Source organism: Caldisericota bacterium (assembly GCA_034717215.1).
Lineage (GTDB): Bacteria > Caldisericota > Caldisericia > Caldisericales > Caldisericaceae > UBA646.
In genome coordinates this window covers 1-21003 of the sequence record JAYELD010000084.1, presented here as the reverse complement: position 1 = coordinate 21003, position 21003 = coordinate 1, and the positions used below count along the sequence as shown (strand labels likewise).

The window sequence follows — 21003 nt, the reverse complement described above, 5'->3', positions numbered from 1 at the left end:
ATAGCACCCCTGAGCAAAAAATGAAAGGAATCTGTGTTCGTGGAGAAGACATCGAAAAACTCGGGGCAAAAGAGGTTGTCCTGACACTCAAAGAATACGGTTATAATACAATTTTTCTCCTCGTCAAAAACCCACAGGGCAGAGTATTTTATAAAAGCGAATTTCTCCCGGTAGAAAGCGATATTTTAGGAACACTAATCAATGAAGCGCACTATAATGACATCAAAGTTTTTACTTATTTTCCAGTTTTTATGGACAAAAATTTTGGTTTTCTTCATCAAGAAGAATTGATGCAACATATAAACGGCTCAAAAAACAATTACTATGTATCACTTTTAAGCAGCGTCTATCTGGACTACATAAAACATTTTTTAGATGAATTGTTGCAATACGACATCGACGGAGTATCTCTTGATTATATTAGATTTCCTAACGGAAGTTATGATTTTTCTAATGCTTCTATGCAATATGCACAAGAAAATGGTATAGATACAAACAAAGTAAAAAACATTGCATACAAAACTTTTGTAAATCCTGCTGATTGGAAAAGTCTGTTTGAAGCATATGAACAGGAAGACGAAGATGTAGTAAGGTGGATAAATTTAAGAAATAACCTCGTAAAAGATGAAGCTTCCATTGTAAAGGAGTATATAAAATCAATTCAGCCAAACATTAATGTTGGCGCTTTTATGGTTGCAAGAGGCTTCAGGTACAAGACAACAGAAAAGGCAGAAAAAATTTCTGACTCGCTGACTTACCAGGTTGTAAATTTTGGCCAGCTTTCAACTACTTTTTCAGGATTTGATTTTATCGCACCAATGGTGTATCTCTCATCACTACAAGAAAACTCAAGCTACGCCACGCTTGTAATCAAAACCCTCAAATCAGATCTTACAAATATTCCTGTTTATACTGCCGTAAATCCTTTCAATATAAGCAGTGAAGAAACTGAAAAAGAACTTTTTTATGCCTTTCAATACGGGGAAGGAGCTATACTATTTAGATTTCCATTATTTTCAATGGGGGACTGGACGTTCTCTTCAAAACCAGTGCCACAAGAGGAAATAATTGCAAATATAAAAATAAATAGTGGCAAAGAAAGCTCTATTGCACTTACTATGAAACAACAAGATTTTGTCCCGTTGTTTGGTGACACTGTTTTTTTAGGTCCTTTTCTTAAATACATTTCTATTAAATTTGTTATAGATAGCACTACGCTTTTCAAAAACGGCACTGGAATTCAAATGGATACTTCCCCGTTTATAAAAGATTCAAGAACATTCGTCCCTGTCAGATTTATTTCAGAAAATCTTGGCGCAAAAGTAAGTTGGGATGGAGAAAAAAGAGAAGTAATGGTTGAAATGTTTAAAGAATTTTAACCCTGCCTAGCTGTTATTCTATTTATTAATCTTCTATTCCGCAAATGCAGTTTCCTCCACTCCCTTTTGCCTTATACATGCCTTTATCAGCCCTCCCTAACAGTGTTTCAAAGGTATCTCCATCTCTGTACTGCGCTATGCCCAAAGACATAGTGACGTGATGTCCATCAGGCCTAACAAGCTTTTTTAAATTTATCATAATTTTCTTTAAAACTTTTGCTGCTTGCGCGCTTGCTGTTTCAGGAAACAATAAAACAAATTCATCTCCTCCAAATCTAAATAGTACATCGCTCAATCGGATCGAGGAAGAAATAATTTTAGAAGATTCTATAAGTAGTCTATCCCCTTCAAGATGGCCAAATGTATCATTGCATTTCTTAAACCTGTCAATGTCTGTTATAACAACACTTAATGGCCTTCTGTGTCTTCTGACTCTTTCCATCTCTTCTTTAAACCTTATATCAAATTCTCTTCTGTTGTAAATGGAAGTTAACGGATCTTTAATAGACAACAATTTCATTTTTTCAAGAGAAACCATTTTTTGTACAATTCCACTTACTACATCTGAAAGAGCATTTGCAAAAACAATATCTTCTTCAGTAAAACCATCTTGATGATAGCCGTCTATATTTATAATTGCAGCGACCTCCCCGTCTACAAAGATGGGCACACCAATACAGGAAAGAGGAATGCCCTCAACATTGACCCATCCTTCCTTATACTTTCTTGTATCTTTTATGTAAAGTACTTTTTTATTATCTTTAACCTCCATTAAATTGCCTGAAAAACCAGGGTTCTTTATTTTCTTTTCCACTACCTTTGCAACATGGTTGGGTATATTATGCAACGCTAAAAAACTCCACTCCTTTTGGGGATGAGAAACATCAATAATTGATGCTGATTGTACACGAAAATATCCAGGAATCGCGGCGACTAATTTCCAATACAATTCTTCGATTGTCCAGGCATTTTGAAGTTCCGATGTGAGGTCATGAAAATGTTTATACTTTTCAATTATCGCTTCCTTCTTTTCCCTGCTTTCAAGTGTTGAATCAAAAAGTTTATCACTTTCCAGAATCTTAAAGAAATTTCTTTCACAGCGCAATATGAATTTTTTCTGTGATTCTGAAAACGGTTTCCTCGTTTTTAGTGCCGCATAATAATAATTTGTCCCGTGTAGTTTGTAAAGCCGTATATTATATCCTATACTATTTTTTCTATGGATAGCGTTTTTAATCTCTTTTTCTTCTTTTGCTGAGATGCCCCTTTTATAAATTGATTTCAATTTGTTATTTTCGACCATATAAATAATGGATTTTTTGATATCCAAATACTTTTCTATAGTTTTTAGTGCAATCCTAATTTTTTCATTAAAAGATAGATTTTTTGATATTTGCCGGATTGTGTTTGTAACTATATCCATTTGTTTTAATTCCTCTAATTTTTCAATTCTTGATACTCGTTCTCTATCTATCTGTACAATAACAAGCAAGAGCATAACGAAAAAAACCAAAACAGTTAAATAGAACAGAGCACCAACAAATGTGTTCATTCTTTTATAAAACCAACTTCCATAAGTAAAATAATCAATTTGCATAAAGAGTGATATAAGCGCAGTAGACGTTACACCCATTAGTATTGCAAGACCATGCACTTCGAAAAATATCTTTAGCACTGCAATGGATTTTTGCACTCTTTTCCACACTTCTATACGCGTCCACTCTTCAGAAAGTTGCTTCTTTGACTTACGAAAAGCGTTAAGAAAATTAACATTTCTTTCCATGTTACATCTCTTCCGCAATTTTTTCTTTCATTGAATAAATTGTAATACAATTTTAAAAAATTTAATAATACATATTTTCAAAAATATATTTATTAATCAAAATAATTGTATAAAGAACTTACAGTACGTCACACGTTAAATCTAAAATGCACAATTTCTTTGTTCTTTACAATGTAATGCTCCCCTTCAATTCTGAGGATGCCTTTTTCTCTGGCCTCTTTCAGTGAAAATCCAACCTTTTCAAATTCTTCAAATGCAATAACTTCAGCCGCTATAAATCCTCTTTCAATGTCAGAATGCACTTTTCCTGCTGCGTTCCTTGCATTCGTGCCTTTTGTAATCGTCCAGGCCTTTACTTCATCTTCGCCGACAGTATAAAACGTTTCATAATTTAGCAGAGCATACGCTGCATCAATAAATTCAGGCAGAGCTTGCTTTTCTAACCCATATGAAGAAAGAAATTCCTTTTTGTCATCTTCAGAAAGCTCTGATAATTCAAGCTCGAGCTTAACGGGCATAACAATAAATATAAAATGTTCTCCGGAAAACTCCTTAACAAAAAACTCTCTTGTTTCATCTCTTTTCTCAATTTTATCATCAGAAATGTTTATTACATAAAGCATTGGTTTCAGTGTAAAGAATTCAAATGACTTTATATCATGTTTTTCTTCTTCTGATAATTCTGCATCTCTTAAAGGTTTTTCGCTGTTCAATATACTAAAACACTTCTCAAGAACTGTTTTTTCCCTTTCCTTTTCAGAATCTCTTTTCTCTTTTCTTAAGCGATCTAAGCGCCTTTCGACCACGTCAAGATCCATTATTATAAGGTCTGCGTCAAACTCCTTTATAGAGGACTCCATATCTCGCAAATCAGAAAAACCATCAACAACTTCGACAAGAGCATCAACCATTCTTATCGATGTATATATCTCGGTTCTCCTTTTTTTGTTTTCAATGCCGACAGGTATTCCGGGAATATCTACAAAGTTAATCTCTGCCGGAGTTGTCTTTTTGGGGTGAAATACAGAAGAAAGTTTGTCAAGTTCATAGTCAATGACTTTCACGCTTCCTACATTGGGTTTTTCAAAAGATATTGAGACCTCTTTTCTTATTAGCGCTTTAAAAAGAGTTGTTTTACCTGCTCTTGGTAATCCTATAATTCCTACTTTCATTTTAATTTATATGTTTTTTGTTAGAAAACAGCATTTTCGGCCTATAAAACAATAACCAGGCAATCCTCATTAAATAAAAATGGCAGCGTAACAGGGAGTTGAACCCTGGTCTGGGGATTGAGAGCCCCCCGAACTAACCGCTGTTCTATTACGCCACTTGGCTGGGAAGGATGGATTCGAACCATCATTAAGGGATCCAGAATCCCCCGTCCTGCCATTAGACGACTCCCCAGTATATTTTATTGCACGAAAATGTGAAGAATTTAATTAACTCTCTCCGCTTTCTTCCTGAATTTCCACTCCACTTCCCGTTAAAATGTCTCGCCCTTTTGCTTTTACTTCATCAGTCACTTCTTTCACTTTCATTTCAATCTCTTGCCCTTTTTCTTTAAGCAATTCTCTGGTTTCAACTCCAGCTCGCGGTGCAAACAAAACACCAAGGATAAATCCAGTCATCCCACCCAAAAACAATCCACTAAGAAATGAACTTGTCCTATTTTCTTCCATAATTCGCAATACCTCCTTTTTTGTTAGATGAAATCTTTTTAGCTACTAAAAATCCTTGTTGTACAGCAACAAGGAACTTTCCTACATTTATCATTTTGCCAAGTATGTTGCTCTGCTTTGAATCAGTTTTTTTTATAAAACCCTGCATAACAAGCAATACAGTTGCAAATGGCGTTGCCAAGTTTATAAATTTGCTTATTTTCTCCATATTTTTTAGTGCATTTTTAAGGTGAAACGTAGCATCCTTTGTGTTTTCTGTAGTTTCGTTAAGATTCTTACCAAGATTATCTATCTGCTCTTCAACTTTCTTAATGAGATTTTCCGTCTCATTGAGCATTTTTTCTGTCGATTTTTTCATTTTAAAAATAAAAACCAACATAACTACGACTCCCACAGTCGCTACTATCAGCAATCCCCACACTGCTATAATCAAAGATGTCATTTTTACCTCCATCAATTTACCCCGCAGAAGCCGTGGCTTAACAGATTTTGAAGTCCATCGGACAGGTGGAAGTTTCATATGTACTTCCGGGAAACACCGAAGCGTTTCAACTTTCAGCACACATCCACTTCCCTACGCTTAGTGTTGGCTTAAATCGCCAAGTTTAACACGCACTCCGCAGGGTTCCAAATATATTTTACCACTTTATAAACAAATTTCAACTACTTAGAATAATTACGCAAATAATAGAACAAATACTCCTGAGCATACCCTGCATATTTGCCAAACATCCCCCTTCCTGTTTCGGTAATCTTTTTACTGCTTCCCTTCACCTCAAATAACTCATACATACCCCTTTTAATCCACACGTCCACGGGAAATGCTGAAAGCTCGCTCATAGAAAAAAGTAAAATACAGTGAGCCACTTTTTTCCCAACACCTTTAATGCCAAGAAGTTTTTTTTCTTTCTCCTCAAAACTTTTTTTTAAGATATGAGAAAAAAAAGTTTCATCATAATTTTGAACGAAATCTACAAACCATTTTTCTCGAAATCCAAGATGCAATTTTTTCACACTTTGAACATCCAAATTTCTTAAAGCTTCACTCCCAGGGAAAAAATAATACATCGTCCCATCTACTCTTATCTTTTCGCCAACCATTTCGGAAAGAAGATTTAATCTACGTTTAATAACAGGAATAGAGCTCTGTATGGAGAAGAGAAACGAAATCGTTGTTTCATACGGATTTTGCCGCATGATTCTTAACCCTTTCCCGTACTGAATAATCTGTGAAAATTTTGCTTCTTTTCTTGTAAGCGCTCCATTAATGCTATCGATGTCGTCATTTATTCCTAAAAATTTTTTTACTTCCGCTTGGGAAACAGACTTCCCGTATGAAATGCAATGTATTTTATTTTTTTTCTGCAAAAGTTTCAAAAGAGACCGATTAAATGGAACAATAAACCCATTCTCTATTTCAAATACTCTAAAGATCTGGCCACACAACAAAGTCTTATGAAGCGAAAAATTACCTGAAACAGAAATCTGTATGCTATTCTGCAAGTCTTTGTATCGCTTTTGCGTAAATCTTGGCAAGCTTTACAAGATTATCAATACTTATATATTCATTTGCCTCATGTTCTACCGGTTTTACTCCGGGAAACACAGGCCCAAAAGCAACGCCTTTATCCATTATTCTCGAATAAGTCCCGCCCCCGATAGCCATTGCACATCCTTTTTCCCCTGTTTCTTCTTCATACATACTAATTAGTCTTTGCACAAGTGGCTCTTTCTCGTCAACAAAAAGAGGCGGCAAACTAAATATCTTTCCAATCGAAATACCATATTTTTCTGCTTCCCTTTTAATATTATCAACGATTCTCTCCAGTTTATCGGTAACGGGATAACGTATATCAATAAGCATTTCCCCGTGTTTTTTGTCAATATTCAGCACACCAAGATTCAGTGTGAGTTTACCCGAAAGTTTATCATCTCTTTCTACTCCGATTTTTTCACCGTAAAAAGTCTTTCCAATTTTATCAGAAACAAACTGTATAATAGACTTTACGTCCTCGCTCATACTTACCTGTGATAATACTTCACAAAGTATCGCTACTGCATTTTCTCCCTGCCATGGTTTCGCTGCATGAGCAGACCTACCCTTTGCAATAATCTTGTTTTCTGAAATGGAAATACCTTCTGGAATGTTTTGAATCTGTTTTATCATTTTCTGATTTAACACTGCTTCTGCATAATCTGGAACCATATTAGCCCGCTCTCCTCCCTTAACAGTGATATCTGTATTATCAAATGCAAAATTTTTTAACAGGGTAATCCTCAGTATTCCTTTTTCACTATTAATTACCGGGAAATTGCCATCCGGAGTAAAACCAATAAGAGGCTCTTTCTCAACACTCTTGTAATAGTTAATCCCTTTCCAGTTTGATTCCTCATTGGTACCAAAAATAATTCTCACCCTCTTTTTTAAGGGAATTCTCATTTCTTTTATTGCATACAGGCCAAATAAAGCTGCCATTATAGGCCCTTTGTCATCACTTGTGCCACGCCCGTAAAGTTTACCCTCGTGAATTTCTGCACCATACGGCGGATAGTCCCACCCATTCCCTTCCGGAACAACATCAAGATGCCCCAGAACGCTTATTAATTCTTTTCCTTCTCCGTACTCAACATAACCAGAGTAATTATCCAGGTTTTTTACCTTAAACCCCATTTCCTCACCAGTTGCAAGAGCAAGCTGCAACGCTGCTTTCACACCTTCGCCAAATGGAGCATTTTCTGTTGCTTTCTGCTCCACACTTCTAATTTTCAGTATCTCTCTCACAGTTTCAAACCATCTTTATTCTTTTCTATAAAATTTTCCATTTATCACCTCCACAATGCATTTTACTGTTAACAGCTTTTTTATCAATAGTTTTTATGACACTAATAAAAACACAAATTAAAAACAAAAAAAATTATTGGAAATAAAAAATAGCATTTTTTACTTGACTTGAAAATTTAAAAAAATAGAATAAGCTATAAAAATATATCTAAAGAAAGGAGAATAAAATGAATATTAAAATATTCCTTGAAGAAATAAACAGCAATATCCAGAGAATGTGGGAACATACAGCCCTGGCATACTGGAATCTTGCAACAACAGGCAAAGAAGAATACGGAAAAGAAGTAGAAAAAACAGAAATAGAAATGAGGATGTATCTTTCCGATAAAAACCGATTTGAAATTGTAAAGAAAGCACAATCTGACGAATCTCTCTCGGAAGTAGAAAAAAGAGAAATAAAACTTCTATACGACTCAATGCTTCCAAATCAATTACCTGAAGAAAAGATCCAGGAAACTGTAAAAAAAGAGGTTGAAATCGAATCGCTTTTTGCAAACTTTCGTGCAAAAATTGATGGGAAAGAAGTATCTAATAATGAAATTGACAATATTCTCAAAAATAGCACTGACATAGAATTACGGAAAAAAGCATGGTTAGCAGGAAAAGAAATTGGAAAAGAAATGGCCTACCGCATCATAGAACTCATCAAATTACGAAACGAAAATGCAAAACTATTAGGCTTTTCAAACTATTATGATATGATGATGGACCTTCAAGAACTCTCAACAAAAGAAATTCATAACATATTTCACGAGTTTAAAGAGGAAACAGATTCCCTCTTTGCAGATATAAAAGATGAAATTGATACTACACTCTCAAAGAAGCTCAATTCAGAAAAATCAGAACTCATGCCATGGCACTACTCCGATTTGTGGTTTCAAGAAGCACCAGAAGTTGATGGATTTGATTATGACTCCTTGTTAAAAGATAAAGATCTTGTCGAGCTTACTAAAAACACGTACAGTTCCATAGGGCTCGACATAACGGACATCCTTAAACGTTCGGATCTCTATGAAAGAAAAGGAAAGAACCAACATGCATTCACACTATCTGTTGACAAAGCAGGCGATGTAAGGGTATTAGCCAACATACGGCCAAATATAAGTTCACAGGAAACAATGCTCCACGAATACGGTCACGCTATTTATGACAAATACATTAACAGAAAATTGCCTTTTACTCTACGGGGTCCTGCTCACATCTTTACAACAGAAGCTGTTGCAATGTTCTTTGGCAGAATGTCAAGGGACGCACAATGGTATCAGAAACTTACAGGAATAGATGATAAAACATACGAAGAAATATCAAAAAAAATGAAACGCCTAATGAGAAACCAGCTTATGATCACAGCTCGATGGGTTATGACATTTGTATTCTTTGAAAAAGAACTTTATCAAAATCCAGACAGAAAAGACCTGAATGAGCTCTGGTACAATACCGTTAGAGAACTTCAGCATTTAAATATTCCAAACGAGAGAAAAGGATATCCCGATTGGTCGGCAAAAATACACTTTGGAATAGCGCCTGTCTACTACCATAATTATCTGTTGGGAGAGATGATGGCTTCGCAGATGCACCACCACATTACAAAAAACATTTCAGAAAATATTCTTAGTGAAAACGTGGGAAAATTCTTTGATGAAAAAATATTTAAACCAGGCTCACTATATCGCTGGAACGAGCTTCTCACGCGCGTGACAGGCGAAACACTAAATCCGGTGCACCTTGCAAATCAATTGAAAGAAAAAATTTAATTTAATTCTAAATGGTTGCAATCAAAAAGGCCTCCCTTCTCGGGAGACCTTTTATACAAAACTTTAAGTACTTACTCTTATTCTCCTAAAATAGTAATCCTTCCCTCAACTTCCGGTGAAATTGGCGTATGATTCTCAATGTAGCGACTAAGCGCATCTGTCAGATATACATATGTAAAATCTTTATCAGCATCCGGTAGATTTTTTAGAGTCAGATACCCATCTCCTCCTGCTGCAATAAAGTCGTTCACTGCGACTTCATAAATCTTATCCATATTAAGCGGCTCACCGTTTACAAGCACCTCGGTAACTCTTTCTCCCGGGACGACTATGCTCGTATTATCACTGCTCAGCTGCTGAGGTGTTTTACTTATGTCAATTGTTATTTTAAGGCCAGCTATCTGCAAGAATGAGCCTGATCCTATTGTTGATGGGTCTCTCGGATCGTTTACCGAACGAAGAGCAGCTGCACCTCTCTCAAGAACCTCTTTAAGCTGTGCTCCTGTAAGATTTACAACAACAATGGAATTTCCGAATGGGTGCATCTCTGTAATCGTCGCTGTAGTAATCTCTCCCTTAGGATAAATCTTGTCTCCTCTAATACCTCCACCATTGGTTACTGCAATCTTTGTGCCAACTGATTCGCACATTGCATCTGTAAATAGGTTTCCAATTTCTGCTTCCATTTTCCTTACAGTTATTTTCCTTGCATCAAGATCAATGAGTGATTCTCCTACTTTTTCTGGGGGTGGCATCTGATTCATAAAGTAATCAACCATTTTTTCAGTAAATGGATCTGTCGGAACATTTTCATCCAAAAGATGTAAATTCCATTTAAAATGATCAATGCCTCGTCTGCCAATATAAAGATTCAACTCTCCAAGATAGGCTGCTTTCGCGCCATCCTGAACAATAATTGTTGTTCCTCCATTTGGCGTTACAACTTCAGCTGGAACTTCCATAAGCGTGTGTGAATGTCCACCAACAATCACGTCAATACCATCAACCTTTGACGCGATATCTTTATCCACATCTAAGCCAATATGGGTAACAGCAATAATAATATCAGCGCCCTGGCTCTTCAATTTCGCTACTTCACTTCTTGCAATCGCCTCAAGATCTCCATCTACCGTTACTTTCCCTACGCTTGAAATTATAGGAAGATTTGGTGTCATAAGACCAAAGATCCCTATTTTGATGTTGCCTACCATCTTTATCATGTCCGGCTGAACTTTTCCAGCAAGGGCTGGTTCCTGAGAAACATCCATATTCGCACCAAGTACAGGCATCGTTGCATAATCCAATGCATTGCCAAGTGTCTCGGGGCCAAGGTCAAATTCGTGGTTTCCTAGACACCATGCAGTTGCAATTTGATCCCACAAAAATGTAGTAGGGATACCTCCAAACGCCCTGAATACTGGTCCAATAAAATCATCTCCTGATGTAAGAAATAATGTGCTTGCATTCCCATTTCTCTTCTTTAAATACTTTACGAGTCCTGCAACACGCGCAGCGCCACCCACCTCGATTTTCTGCTGCTCGCCTCCAATAACCACTTTTGTTGTATATGGTGCAATTTGACTCTGAAAATCAGATGTTGTGAGGATTGTAACTTTTTGTAAACGAGGAATAAAACCGCTGAACATTGTAATTGAGAATACCATTACAACAATAATAAGTGAAATCAACAGATTCTTTGCAATTTTACTTTCTTTCATTTCTTTCACCCTCCTTTTGTGATTTTCTGGTACTTAATATTACTCCCATATAAAAAAATTTCAAACATGCAACTTCTTAAAAAATTTTAAAAAATATCCCGCATTTAATAAAATCAGGAGCAAACTGCACTACAATAAGCAATTTATTTGAAGGCACAATAAAAAGAGTTGCAGGCACCACCAAGGCAAGAGAAATATATTTATAAAAAAATGGAAATCTTTTTTACCTGTAGAATTTTATCCTAAAGTTTGAAATTTTGTGCCCAATCATAAACAAATGGAATTTTCCAGAACTTTCCTTGAAGCGCATAAATCAGTCCCATTAAACTCACAATAAAAAGAATAATACCCACTACAATCCATAAAATCTGGCCAAGAACAGGAATAAAATTAATAACCCATAAGATCATTTCTATTATAAACAACACAAGACCCTGTTTTGCATGCTCCATAGCAAATTTACTGTCCTTTTTGACAAGCAATGGAATAAGCACAAGGATACCAAGATAACTCAGTGCTGCAAACACCTTATTTTCTTGGACATCATTTACATCAAATTCATCCGTCTTTTTCATTTCTTTCCTCCTTTTCATATTTTAATGAAATACTTATATATAGTTTAATAGAAAAAAACTTTTTTAAAAATAAAATTTTCTAACGTATTTAAGTGTCATACTTTACAGATCCTGTCAGAGAGTATTATGTGCAGTTGACAACAATGCCCCCCTTACTATACTATTAAAAGTTAATTGCTTGGAGGGATATATGGATTTAAAGATTAAAATTATAAAAGTTGACAAGCCCGAAGACCTTAATACAATCATTGGCCAAACGCATTTTATAAAATCAGTAGAAGATTTATATGAAGCACTTATCGCGTCCACGCCAACAATTAAATTTGGCATAGGTTTTGTAGAAGCGTCAGGTGATGCACTGATCAGATGGGCGGGAAATGATAAAAACCTTATAGAACTTGCCAAAAAAAACGCATATAAAATAGGCGCAGGTCATGTCTTTATCATTTTTTTAAAAGATGCGTACCCGATTAATGTGCTAAATGCAATAAAAAATATACAGGAAGTCTGTTGCATATACGTTGCCAGTTCTAACCCGCTGGAAGTAGTCATAGGAGAAACAGAGCAGGGAAGAGCGATTTTGGGCGTTGTTGATGGTATCAGTCCTAAAGGTATTGAAACAGAGGAAGATATTAAAAAAAGAAAAGAACTCCTAAGAAAATTTGGCTATAAAATGTAAAAATTGAGTATTAATTTAAATTCAAACTATTTTTTAAACCAATTTATTAGAGGTGATAGATGAGTAAAGCAAGAGATGGAAGAAAAAAAGAGAGAAAAAAGACAAAGGTTAGCAAAAAAACTTTAAATAAAAGTAATATTCGCCCCATTATTATTGTTTCCGCAATAATTGTGGCAGCAATAATTATTACAGTTTTGATTCTAAAAACAAATAGTTTTTCGCAATACACAAAGACTATTTCAAAAGATGAAGCGCGAGAAGAAATATTCGGGTATATCCCGGGTGTATCCAATCCGCGTGCGCTTTCAAATGCGCTCCGCATCGCAGACAGCTTCGCGGTAGAAGACCTAGAAAAAGACGGAGAAATAGTAGCAAAAGAGGCCATTATAGTCATTGATAATCCTGACAGCGAAAAATCTTCAAAAATTTCACAAAAAGCATATATGCTGCTCATTATAGACGATGAGCTTAATGTGCTTGGGTTAAAACCGTTCAAGCCAACATATTTCACGTTAGGTATAGATTTTGATAAATTTTTTGATGCATTTGAGGGAAAAAGTGCTAATCAATTCATTCTTAAAGTCGATGGTGTTTATACAAATGACAGCAACACGGCACTGCTCATAAAAAATAAAGTAAAAGAGGCGATGAGCCTTTTTTATATAGAAAAATATGGAGTAACTGAGTATGATAAAATTTCAAAAGATGAATTCACATTTGCAGAAAAAGGTATAAAGATTGAGTCAATAGAAACAGACGATATTAACGGAGAAACTGTTGACCTGAGCCAGCTAAAAGATTACAAGCTTATCCTTATAGGCGGTAACCCGCATTGCGGAGGATGTGTTACTTCTGTTAAAAGAATTGCAAATGAAATTGAAAAATATGACACTTCGAATACAAAATTTCTTGTATTCTCGTTTAGCGATACCCTCGAGGATGCGCACAAAATAGGAGACCAGCTCCCTGAAGGGACTATCATAATACAAGACACTGATAGAGCTCTTGCAAAACAACTAAAAATAGATGCTTCCCCTTACATTGCCCTTGTTGATAAAGATCTTACCCTTTTTTACAGGGGACCGTGCGAACCAACAAGAGAAACATTATCAAATATAAAAGAATTTTTAGGAGGAGAATAGAATGAAAAAAATTATTATAGTTTTAATAAGTGTACTTTTTTTAATGCCCATCTTCACAATGAATGCCCGCGCCGATTCTTTGGTTACCGTAACGGTAAACCCCTCACTCAGAGATTCCATTGCAGCGTATAGCATAAGTTTCGTCACAACCACAGACCTTATAGGCGGAAAAGATGACATTTTTATTAAATTTCCGGAAGGAACAACACTTCCCTGCAGTTGCCCCCACAACTGGCACCTTGAATATTTCCTTATAAACAACTATAAACCAGCTCGTGTAGGAAAAATGAGTGATATTCCCTATACAATGTATCTTGAAATCCCCGGCGGAATAACAATTAAAGCAGGGGAAACAGTAAATGTCGAGATAAAGAGTCAGGCAAACATATGGAACCCTAAAACACCGGGATTGTATAGTTTAACCCTCTGGACAACAAAACAGGGTAAAATGCAATCAAATGAATACGAAATCACATCAACACAAATACAAAATCTTGAAGTCGCAGCAACACCGAGCGCAAGCAGCCTCATTGGAGCATACAACATCACTTTCACCACAGGAGAAAAAGGAAATTTATATAATGGCCAGAATATATACATTCAGTTTCCCTCGGGAACTGCTTTTCCAAGCGTTCCTCATAAAAATAACATCGCGGTAAACGGGCAAGAGATTAGAGATGTATCCATCCAGGAGAACATAATGACTATCACTCTTGCATACTCTATCAATAAAAACAGAGATACCACTATTAAGATAGATGGAGGTTTTGGCTTAAAAAATCCGCCGGAAAAAGGCATCTACACATTAAATGTATGGACAGACAGCGAACCGGAACCTGTGGAAACAGAATTTGAAATAAAGTCGCAGTATATTGTTTTTACCCAGATTACAACAAATCCTCTCTCGCCAGATGGGTACAATAATTATTACAAAACAAAACCTGAAATAACACTCACCGGGGAAACAAACACTTCAGAAACAATTACAACATTCTATAAATTGGACGAAGGAACTTATTCCGAATATGCAGATCCATTCCAAATTCCAGAGGGCATCCATACGCTATATTATTACAGTAAAACAAATACCTATATCGAGGAAGAAAAATCTGAAGAATTTAAGGTAGATACAACAATTCCTATAATTAATATAGAATTCCCCGGAGATGACCCCTATTACACTGGAGATGAATCAATACTCATCTACGGAACATTAAGCGAAGCTGCACAACTCTCTATAATGCAAGGATTTGTAAATGTAAAGGATGATTTGACATTTGCAAAAGAGGTTATGTTAGCTCTTGGAGAAAATAAAATCAACATTTCTGCAACTGATATTGCGGGGAATAAAACATACCAAACAATTACAATAATTCTTGATACAACAGTGCCAATGTTAAGCGTCACATCGCCAGGTGAATGGAACACAATTAAAACAAAAGAAATCACTGTCATTGGCAACGTTTCACCATACAATACCGATGTCTACATCAACAATAAAAAAGTAAACGTATCAAATAATGGCGAATTTACCTACTCTTTTGTACCAGAAATCAAAGGCAGCCTCATACCCATAAAAGTAAAAGCCATCTATCCTTTATCAAAAAAGAGCGCAGAAAAAACAATAACTGTGATTTATGACCCTGTTCTTTTTGAGGTTGTTTTTACAGTAGACAGCTATACAGCACTTGTAAACAATGAGCAAAAGAAAATGGACGTTGCTCCATTTATTGACAAAAATTCAAATAGAACCCTTATACCTGTCAGGTTTGTCACTGAATTCTTAGGAGGGAAAGTAAGCTGGGATGGAGAAAAAAGGGAAGTAACAATACAGATAAGCGGTAAAGAGATCAAGTTGCAGATAGGAAACAGTACAACTTATATAGACGGTACACCCGTTGAGCTTGATCAACCTGCCATTATTAAAGAAAGCAGGACATTTGTGCCGCTGCGCTTCGTCGCAGAAACATTTGGTTTTACTGTAAATTGGGACTCAAACACAAGATCTATTAAGATCAATACTCCGTGACATATAGAAAACATTTTGCTTTTGTACTTGTTTTAGTATTCATCTTGCTCCTCTCTTTTCCACTTGTAGCAAACGGAAAAAAGGGGATTCCCATTATATATTTTTCCGCCCCGGGATGCGAGGAGTGCGAAATTACACGGCATTACCTTGAAGCGTTAAAAGAGATCTACCCCGAAATAGAAGTTAAAGAATTTTCTTTATCTGACGATAAAAACAAGGAACTGCTCGCCCACTTTAATAAAGAGTACAAAGTCCCTGAAAATAAGAGAAATATTGCCCCTTCCGTTTTTGTCGGAGAAACATTTCTCACCAGGGAAGAAATCACAAAAAAATTAGAAGGAATAATCAAAAGCTACAACATAGAAGAAACTGAATTTATTGAAAATGTCCTTCAGACAAATAGCGGAGGCAACAATTACCTCATAGAACTCTTTCAAAAATTTGGTGTGTTTGCCATATTGGGAGCAGGTTTTATCGATGGATATAATCCCTGTGCTTTTTCCGTGCTTGTCTTTTTTATCTCTTTTCTCCTTCTCAGAAGCAAAACAAAAAAAAATATTCTATCCGTTGGGCTATCTTTTATACTTGGGTTTGGCCTCTCATACTTCTTGCTTGGCATAGGGCTTTTCAAAATCATATCAGAGTGGCAATACTTTAATGAAATTGCAAAATGGGTATACCTTGTGACAGCCATAATAACACTTATTCTTGCAACTATTACCATCGGAGACTACATAAAAGCAAAAAAGGGCCATTTAAAAAATATGGCCCTTCAACTTTCTCACACGGAAAAAAAGACAATTCATTCCCTTTTGCGTAACCCTAAAGTACAAGGTATTGCTATCTTTTCATTTCTTGTTGCTTTTCCTGTTTCAATTGTATCGTTTTCCTGCACAGGCCAGACATACTTGCCAACTATTGTTTACATATACAGCATCCCCGCATTTAAAGTAAAAGCAACCCTTTACCTCATCCTGTACAATATTATGTTTATTCTTCCTCTTGTCGTCATCGTGTATATAGTGTACAGAGGAACAACATCAGAAAAAATAACCGAGTGGTTCACAAATCGCATTGCAACGATAAAACTCTGGACGGGTATCGTGTTTATCGTGCTGTTTTTGTACTTACTAAATAGAACACTGTTACTTTTTAATATAATTAGATAAATCTATCCAAGAATATTTTTCAAGTACATTCCTGTATAAGATTTAGAGTTATTTGCTATCTCTTCCGGTGTACCCTCTGCAACAACATACCCGCCTTTTTCCCCACCTTCCGGACCCAAATCAATAATATAATCAGCTGATTTCACTATATCTAAATTATGTTCAATAATAATAACCGTGTCACCTTTATCAACAAGCCGGTTCAGTACATCAATAAGTTTATGGATATCGGCAAAATGCAAACCAGTAGTGGGCTCGTCAAGAAAATAAATTGTTTTGCCGGTGCCCTTCTTCTGAAGTTCCGAAGCAAGCTTCACTCTCTGAGCCTCTCCACCAGAAAGCGTCAGTGCAGATTGCCCCAATTTTATATAACCAAGGCCTACATCATCGAGAAATGCTAATTTGCGCTTTATTTGAGGAATATTTTCAAAAAATTCCAATGCCGTTCTTACAGTCATATCCAGAACATCTGCAATAGATTTTCCCTTATAATGAATTTCAAGTGTTTCTTTATTATACCTCTTACCTTTGCATACCTCGCAAGGCACATATACATCAGGTAAAAACTGCATTTCAACTTTTATATATCCATTCCCTCGACACGCTTCGCACCGCCCACCTTTCACATTAAAGCTGAACCTCCCGGGCTTATACCCCCTTGCTCTTGATTCCGGAAGTGACGAAAAAAGCATTCTTACTGGCGTAAAAACACCTGTATATGTAGCAGGATTAGAACGAGGCGTACGTCCAATAGGCGACTGGTCTACGATAACCACCTTATCCACAAACTCTGCACCTTTTAGTTCCTTATATTTACCGGGTTGCTCGTGAGAACGATACAAATTTTTCCTTAATGCCCTCCACAATACATCCTGTATCAGAGTGCTTTTTCCAGAACCAGACACGCCAGTAATGCAAGTAAATGTATGGAGTGGAAAACGCACTGTAATATCTTTTAAATTATGTTCACTTGCTCCAACAAGTGTAAGGTATTGGCCATTGCCTTTTCTTCTCTTTTTTGGAACAGGTATCTTTAATTCTCCCCTTAAATATTTACCTGTAAGGGACCTCTTCTCATTTAATATATTTGTTAAAGGCCCTGTTGCAACAATATATCCACCCTTTTCCCCGGCTCCCGGTCCCATATCTATGACGTAGTCAGCAGCACGAATTGTCTTTTCGTCATGCTCGACAACAAGCACACTATTGCCAAGGTCACGCAGCTCTTTCAGGGTATTAAGCAGTTTCTCATTATCTTTGGAATGAAGGCCAATGGAGGGTTCGTCTAAAACATACAGCACGCCAACAAGTTTAGACCCTACCTGTGTTGCAAGGCGTATTCTCTGTGCTTCGCCACCGGCAAGAGTAGCTGAAGCCCTGTCCAATGTGAGATAGCCAAGACCTACATCCAATAAAAACTTTGACCGGTCTTTTATTTCTTTTAATATTTGATGCGATATTATTTTCTCCTGTTTTGTTAACTTATTTGCCATTTCTCTAAAAAACCGATACGATTTTTCGATAGGAAGAGACGTAATGTCCGCAATATTCATTTCCTGTATGGTAACGGCAAGTACTTCTTTTTTTAACCTCTTTCCATTGCATACCGGACATTCAATTCTTTGCATAAATTTTGCATACTCCGCACGCATCCCCTCCGATGAAGTTTCATTGTATCTTCTTATAAGCAACGGAATAACACCTTCAAATTTTACATTAAACTCATAACTTCTTCCTTCTTTATTTACAAAATGTACCGGTACCTTGCGATCCGGGCCGTACAGAATTATATTAAGTTCCTCTTCCTTAAATTCCTTGAGGGGTTTAAAAATATCAATGTCATTTGCTCGTGCAGTATCCAAAATAACCTGATACGAAAATGTATCCATCCCCCTAAAACCGGGTATTAATATTACCCTCTCTGCAAGGGATTTATTCCAGTCTTTTATAATAAGCCCTGGATCAGGTTCAATCTTAAAACCTAATCCCCCACATTCAGGACAAGCACCGTATGGACTATTAAAAGAAAAAAACCGTGGCTCAATCGCTTCCATGCTAAAATCACATTTAGGACAAGCAAGTTTTTCTGAAAAAAGATATTCTTCTCCCTCATGCGGAACAATTTTTACAATTCCATCCCCCTCTAAAAGTGCAAGCTCTACCGAATCAGCAATTCTTGATTGCTCCTCATTTGTAACTTTTACCCTGTCCACCACAATGTCTATGCTATGTTTTTTGTTCTTATCCATTAAAATATTTTCATCCAATGAGTAGGTAATATTGTCCACCATTACCCTTGCAAATCCCTTTCTGAGAAGCTTTTCAAAAAGGGCTTTGTGTTCTCCTTTTCTCCCCCTCACAACAGGTGCAAGGATCTCTACTCTTTCGCCTTCCGCTTTCCCAAAAATCTGCTCTACAATTTCATCGCTACTCTGCTTTTTTATAGGCGTACCGTCATTAGGGCAATGCGGAATGCCAATCCTTGCAAAAAGAAGCCTTAGATAATCATATATCTCTGTCATCGTTCCCACTGTTGAGCGTGGATTTTTGCTCCCACTCTTCTGGTCAATAGCGATAGCGGGCGAAAGTCCCTTAATATAATCTACATCAGGTTTTTGCATTACGCCGATGAACTGCCGCGCATAAGCAGAAAGTGATTCGACATACCGTCTCTGTCCTTCAGCGTAAAGCGTATCAAATGCAAGGGACGACTTTCCAGAGCCCGACACCCCCGTAATAACCACCAATTTATTTCGTGGTATATGTAATGATATATTTTTCAGGTTATGTGTACATGCCCCTTTTATGTATATTTCGTCGCTCATCCATCCTCTTCAATTTTATTAATTTCTACTTCTTCACGTATAGCTTTGCCGGATTCTTCTTTTGCAATATAAGTTATAATAACAAAAAATGCAGCAAGGGTAAATAGATTAAGAAAATAAAGTGCAGAGAAAATTACAGGATACCAATACCCCTGAGCCACATTGCCACCTACTGTCATCAATTTCCCGACTAAAAAATAGATAATAAATGCAGCAGAAACAGAAAAAACTAAAGTGGTGAAAAATTTCTTAAATGAATAAATAAAACCGTGGTAGACACCTTTCCAAGAATCATCTACAGATAAAAAATACGGAACGTACGCAAAGAAAAAATACACCACAACTGCCTCAAGAAAATAGACAAAATATGCCAAATATTGCCCATTAGCATTTTGTGATAAGCGAATAATGATAGGATTTGCTATAAATAAACCTAAAATGATAAGCGCATAGTTCATAAGTATCAATCCATAAAAAGATTTTTCGTTTTCCGAAATCTTTACAACCTGCGCAGTTGCTATAAAAAGACCTACAAATGAAAGATTTGTAAAAACCCTTACATAACCAAGAAAATTCTTAAAAGTCTGAGCTGCCCCAATAGTAAGCCAGTTTGATGCTCCATTGAGTGCAGCAAATAAAACAAGGATGAATAATGTTAAATAAAGATTCCTCCTTGTTTCCTTTTTTTCGATAAAAAAACAATACCGTAAGAGTTAAGGCAATAAAAAGAAAATCAAAAAACATCATCAAAACATCAGCTGTGCTGCTGGAAGGCATTTTAGCATAAAGAATGCTCCACAGGCTGCTTAAAAATGAACTGTATAGAACACGAAACACAACAGCAACTACAACTTCCAGTATAAAGCGCCAATCAAAAATGTGTCTTGCAAGTGTCTTACTTTTTTGTGGCAAAATCTTCTCCATTTCTTCCATTATAAAATTCCCTTTCATTATTTATTTAACGCAAGTAAATTATATCTGAATAAAGTTTTTTTCAAACGCTTGAGTTTGTATATAATTTCATATAATATATAATTATATATCTTGAAAGGGGTGAAGAAAGAAGTGGAGAAAAAAATAATTAAATTAATGAAAGAGATTAAAATGGAGCATTGTAAATATTTTCGCATAAAAAGATTGATGAAGAATCCTGATTTTAACATGTTTGTCGTTTCATTTTTTACTGTGACTGGATTTCTCCCATTTTACGTGTTGTACCTTTTAAGCAAGAAAGATCGTTACGGTCAAGAAATTATAAAAGCATTAGCCGATGCAGTAAATAATACCTGGGTTCCTAACCCCGGAATTATTTATCCGCTGTTGAGCAATTTTAAGAAAGAGGGGTTTATAATTGGTAAATGGAACACAAAAGGAAAGCATCCCAAATATATTTATCATTTGACAGATAAAGGAATGGAGGAATACAAAA

Annotated in this window: 18 protein-coding genes and 2 tRNA genes; 7 read left to right on the top strand and 13 right to left on the bottom strand. The window is 36.1% G+C overall.

The window, feature by feature from the left end:
- Positions 1–20 precede the first annotated feature (20 nt).
- On the top strand, positions 21–1379 hold the full coding sequence (locus tag U9Q18_03400; protein MEA3313401.1) for a stalk domain-containing protein: 1359 nt from the start codon (positions 21–23) through the stop codon (positions 1377–1379).
- A 25-nt stretch (positions 1380–1404) separates the two neighbouring features.
- Here U9Q18_03400 and U9Q18_03395 read toward each other — a convergent pair whose 3' ends face one another.
- The 8 genes from U9Q18_03395 to pepV all read right to left on the bottom strand — a co-directional run bounded on the left by U9Q18_03395 (position 1405) and on the right by pepV (position 7623).
- Positions 1405–3162 carry a diguanylate cyclase gene (locus U9Q18_03395; protein MEA3313400.1) on the bottom strand — a complete coding sequence of 586 codons (1758 nt, stop codon included), beginning with the start codon at positions 3160–3162 and terminating at the stop codon, positions 1405–1407.
- 128 nt (positions 3163–3290) lie between these two features.
- Positions 3291–4334, bottom strand: a complete 1044-nt coding sequence (locus U9Q18_03390) for a DUF933 domain-containing protein (GenBank protein MEA3313399.1) — start codon at positions 4332–4334, stop codon at positions 3291–3293.
- Positions 4335–4414: 80 nt separating this feature from the next.
- A tRNA-Glu gene (locus U9Q18_03385) sits at positions 4415–4489 on the bottom strand.
- Positions 4490–4492: 3 nt separating this feature from the next.
- A tRNA-Gln gene (locus U9Q18_03380) sits at positions 4493–4566 on the bottom strand.
- A 35-nt stretch (positions 4567–4601) separates the two neighbouring features.
- The gene (locus tag U9Q18_03375; GenBank protein ID MEA3313398.1) at positions 4602–4841 is read right to left on the bottom strand and encodes a YtxH domain-containing protein; all 240 of its coding nucleotides are present in this window, start codon (positions 4839–4841) and stop codon (positions 4602–4604) included.
- Entirely contained in the window at positions 4828–5403 is a 576-nt protein-coding gene (locus U9Q18_03370; protein MEA3313397.1) for a DUF948 domain-containing protein, read from the bottom strand. The genes U9Q18_03375 and U9Q18_03370 overlap by 14 nt, the downstream gene beginning before the upstream one ends.
- A gap of 101 nt (positions 5404–5504) precedes the next feature.
- Positions 5505–6344: a DNA glycosylase gene (locus U9Q18_03365; protein MEA3313396.1), complete on the bottom strand. Its 840-nt coding sequence runs from the start codon at positions 6342–6344 to the stop codon at positions 5505–5507.
- Positions 6334–7623 carry a dipeptidase PepV gene (gene pepV / locus U9Q18_03360; protein ID MEA3313395.1) on the bottom strand — a complete coding sequence of 430 codons (1290 nt, stop codon included), beginning with the start codon at positions 7621–7623 and terminating at the stop codon, positions 6334–6336. Before pepV ends, U9Q18_03365 begins: the two co-directional genes overlap by 11 nt.
- 227 nt (positions 7624–7850) lie before the next feature.
- On the opposite strand from pepV, the gene U9Q18_03355 reads away from it, so the two are divergent.
- Positions 7851–9437 carry a M2 family metallopeptidase gene (locus U9Q18_03355; GenBank protein MEA3313394.1) on the top strand — a complete coding sequence of 529 codons (1587 nt, stop codon included), beginning with the start codon at positions 7851–7853 and terminating at the stop codon, positions 9435–9437.
- 77 nt (positions 9438–9514) lie between these two features.
- Here U9Q18_03355 and U9Q18_03350 read toward each other — a convergent pair whose 3' ends face one another.
- Complete coding sequence (locus U9Q18_03350) at positions 9515–11155, bottom strand: 5'-nucleotidase C-terminal domain-containing protein (protein MEA3313393.1); 1641 nt, start codon at positions 11153–11155, stop codon at positions 9515–9517.
- Between the two features lie 242 nt (positions 11156–11397).
- Positions 11398–11730, bottom strand: coding sequence for a DUF4870 domain-containing protein (locus U9Q18_03345; GenBank protein ID MEA3313392.1), 333 nt, complete (start codon positions 11728–11730; stop codon positions 11398–11400).
- A 190-nt stretch (positions 11731–11920) separates the two neighbouring features.
- On the opposite strand from U9Q18_03345, the gene U9Q18_03340 reads away from it, so the two are divergent.
- Genes U9Q18_03340 through U9Q18_03325 form a run of 4 tightly spaced genes read left to right on the top strand, consistent with a single transcriptional unit; the run spans position 11921 to position 16749 of the window.
- Positions 11921–12409 (top strand): adenosine-specific kinase, encoded by a 489-nt coding sequence (locus U9Q18_03340; protein ID MEA3313391.1) that lies wholly within the window; start codon positions 11921–11923, stop codon positions 12407–12409.
- Positions 12410–12468: 59 nt separating this feature from the next.
- Positions 12469–13551 (top strand): redoxin domain-containing protein, encoded by a 1083-nt coding sequence (locus U9Q18_03335; GenBank protein MEA3313390.1) that lies wholly within the window; start codon positions 12469–12471, stop codon positions 13549–13551.
- A gap of 1 nt (position 13552) precedes the next feature.
- Positions 13553–15580 (top strand): stalk domain-containing protein, encoded by a 2028-nt coding sequence (locus U9Q18_03330; protein ID MEA3313389.1) that lies wholly within the window; start codon positions 13553–13555, stop codon positions 15578–15580.
- Complete coding sequence (locus tag U9Q18_03325; GenBank protein ID MEA3313388.1) at positions 15577–16749, top strand: hypothetical protein; 1173 nt, start codon at positions 15577–15579, stop codon at positions 16747–16749. Before U9Q18_03330 ends, U9Q18_03325 begins: the two co-directional genes overlap by 4 nt.
- A 2-nt stretch (positions 16750–16751) precedes the next feature.
- Here U9Q18_03325 and uvrA read toward each other — a convergent pair whose 3' ends face one another.
- The 3 genes from uvrA to U9Q18_03310 form a co-directional block, all read right to left on the bottom strand.
- Positions 16752–19574: an excinuclease ABC subunit UvrA gene (gene uvrA, locus U9Q18_03320; GenBank protein ID MEA3313387.1), complete on the bottom strand. Its 2823-nt coding sequence runs from the start codon at positions 19572–19574 to the stop codon at positions 16752–16754.
- Positions 19571–20032, bottom strand: coding sequence for a hypothetical protein (locus U9Q18_03315; protein ID MEA3313386.1), 462 nt, complete (start codon positions 20030–20032; stop codon positions 19571–19573). The genes uvrA and U9Q18_03315 overlap by 4 nt, the downstream gene beginning before the upstream one ends.
- A gap of 118 nt (positions 20033–20150) precedes the next feature.
- Entirely contained in the window at positions 20151–20525 is a 375-nt protein-coding gene (locus tag U9Q18_03310; GenBank protein MEA3313385.1) for a hypothetical protein, read from the bottom strand.
- A 138-nt stretch (positions 20526–20663) separates the two neighbouring features.
- Here U9Q18_03310 and U9Q18_03305 point away from each other — a divergent pair.
- Positions 20664–21003, top strand: a 340-nt coding sequence (locus U9Q18_03305) for a PadR family transcriptional regulator (GenBank protein MEA3313384.1), incomplete at its 3' end; no start/stop codon positions are given.

Coding starts and splice junctions, on each gene's coding strand:
- U9Q18_03395 (MEA3313400.1), bottom strand. CDS start 3,162: ATGGAAAGAAATGTTAATTTTCTTAACGCTTTTCGTAAGTCAAAGAAG.
- U9Q18_03345 (MEA3313392.1), bottom strand. CDS start 11,730: ATGAAAAAGACGGATGAATTTGATGTAAATGATGTCCAAGAAAATAAG.
- U9Q18_03330 (MEA3313389.1), top strand. CDS start 13,553: ATGAAAAAAATTATTATAGTTTTAATAAGTGTACTTTTTTTAATGCCC.
- U9Q18_03355 (MEA3313394.1), top strand. CDS start 7,851: ATGAATATTAAAATATTCCTTGAAGAAATAAACAGCAATATCCAGAGA.
- U9Q18_03400 (MEA3313401.1), top strand. CDS start 21: ATGAAAGGAATCTGTGTTCGTGGAGAAGACATCGAAAAACTCGGGGCA.
- U9Q18_03315 (MEA3313386.1), bottom strand. CDS start 20,032: ATGAACTATGCGCTTATCATTTTAGGTTTATTTATAGCAAATCCTATC.
- U9Q18_03310 (MEA3313385.1), bottom strand. CDS start 20,525: ATGAAAGGGAATTTTATAATGGAAGAAATGGAGAAGATTTTGCCACAA.
- uvrA (MEA3313387.1), bottom strand. CDS start 19,574: ATGAGCGACGAAATATACATAAAAGGGGCATGTACACATAACCTGAAA.
- U9Q18_03340 (MEA3313391.1), top strand. CDS start 11,921: ATGGATTTAAAGATTAAAATTATAAAAGTTGACAAGCCCGAAGACCTT.
- U9Q18_03350 (MEA3313393.1), bottom strand. CDS start 11,155: ATGAAAGAAAGTAAAATTGCAAAGAATCTGTTGATTTCACTTATTATT.
- U9Q18_03335 (MEA3313390.1), top strand. CDS start 12,469: ATGAGTAAAGCAAGAGATGGAAGAAAAAAAGAGAGAAAAAAGACAAAG.
- U9Q18_03390 (MEA3313399.1), bottom strand. CDS start 4,334: ATGAAAGTAGGAATTATAGGATTACCAAGAGCAGGTAAAACAACTCTT.
- U9Q18_03375 (MEA3313398.1), bottom strand. CDS start 4,841: ATGGAAGAAAATAGGACAAGTTCATTTCTTAGTGGATTGTTTTTGGGT.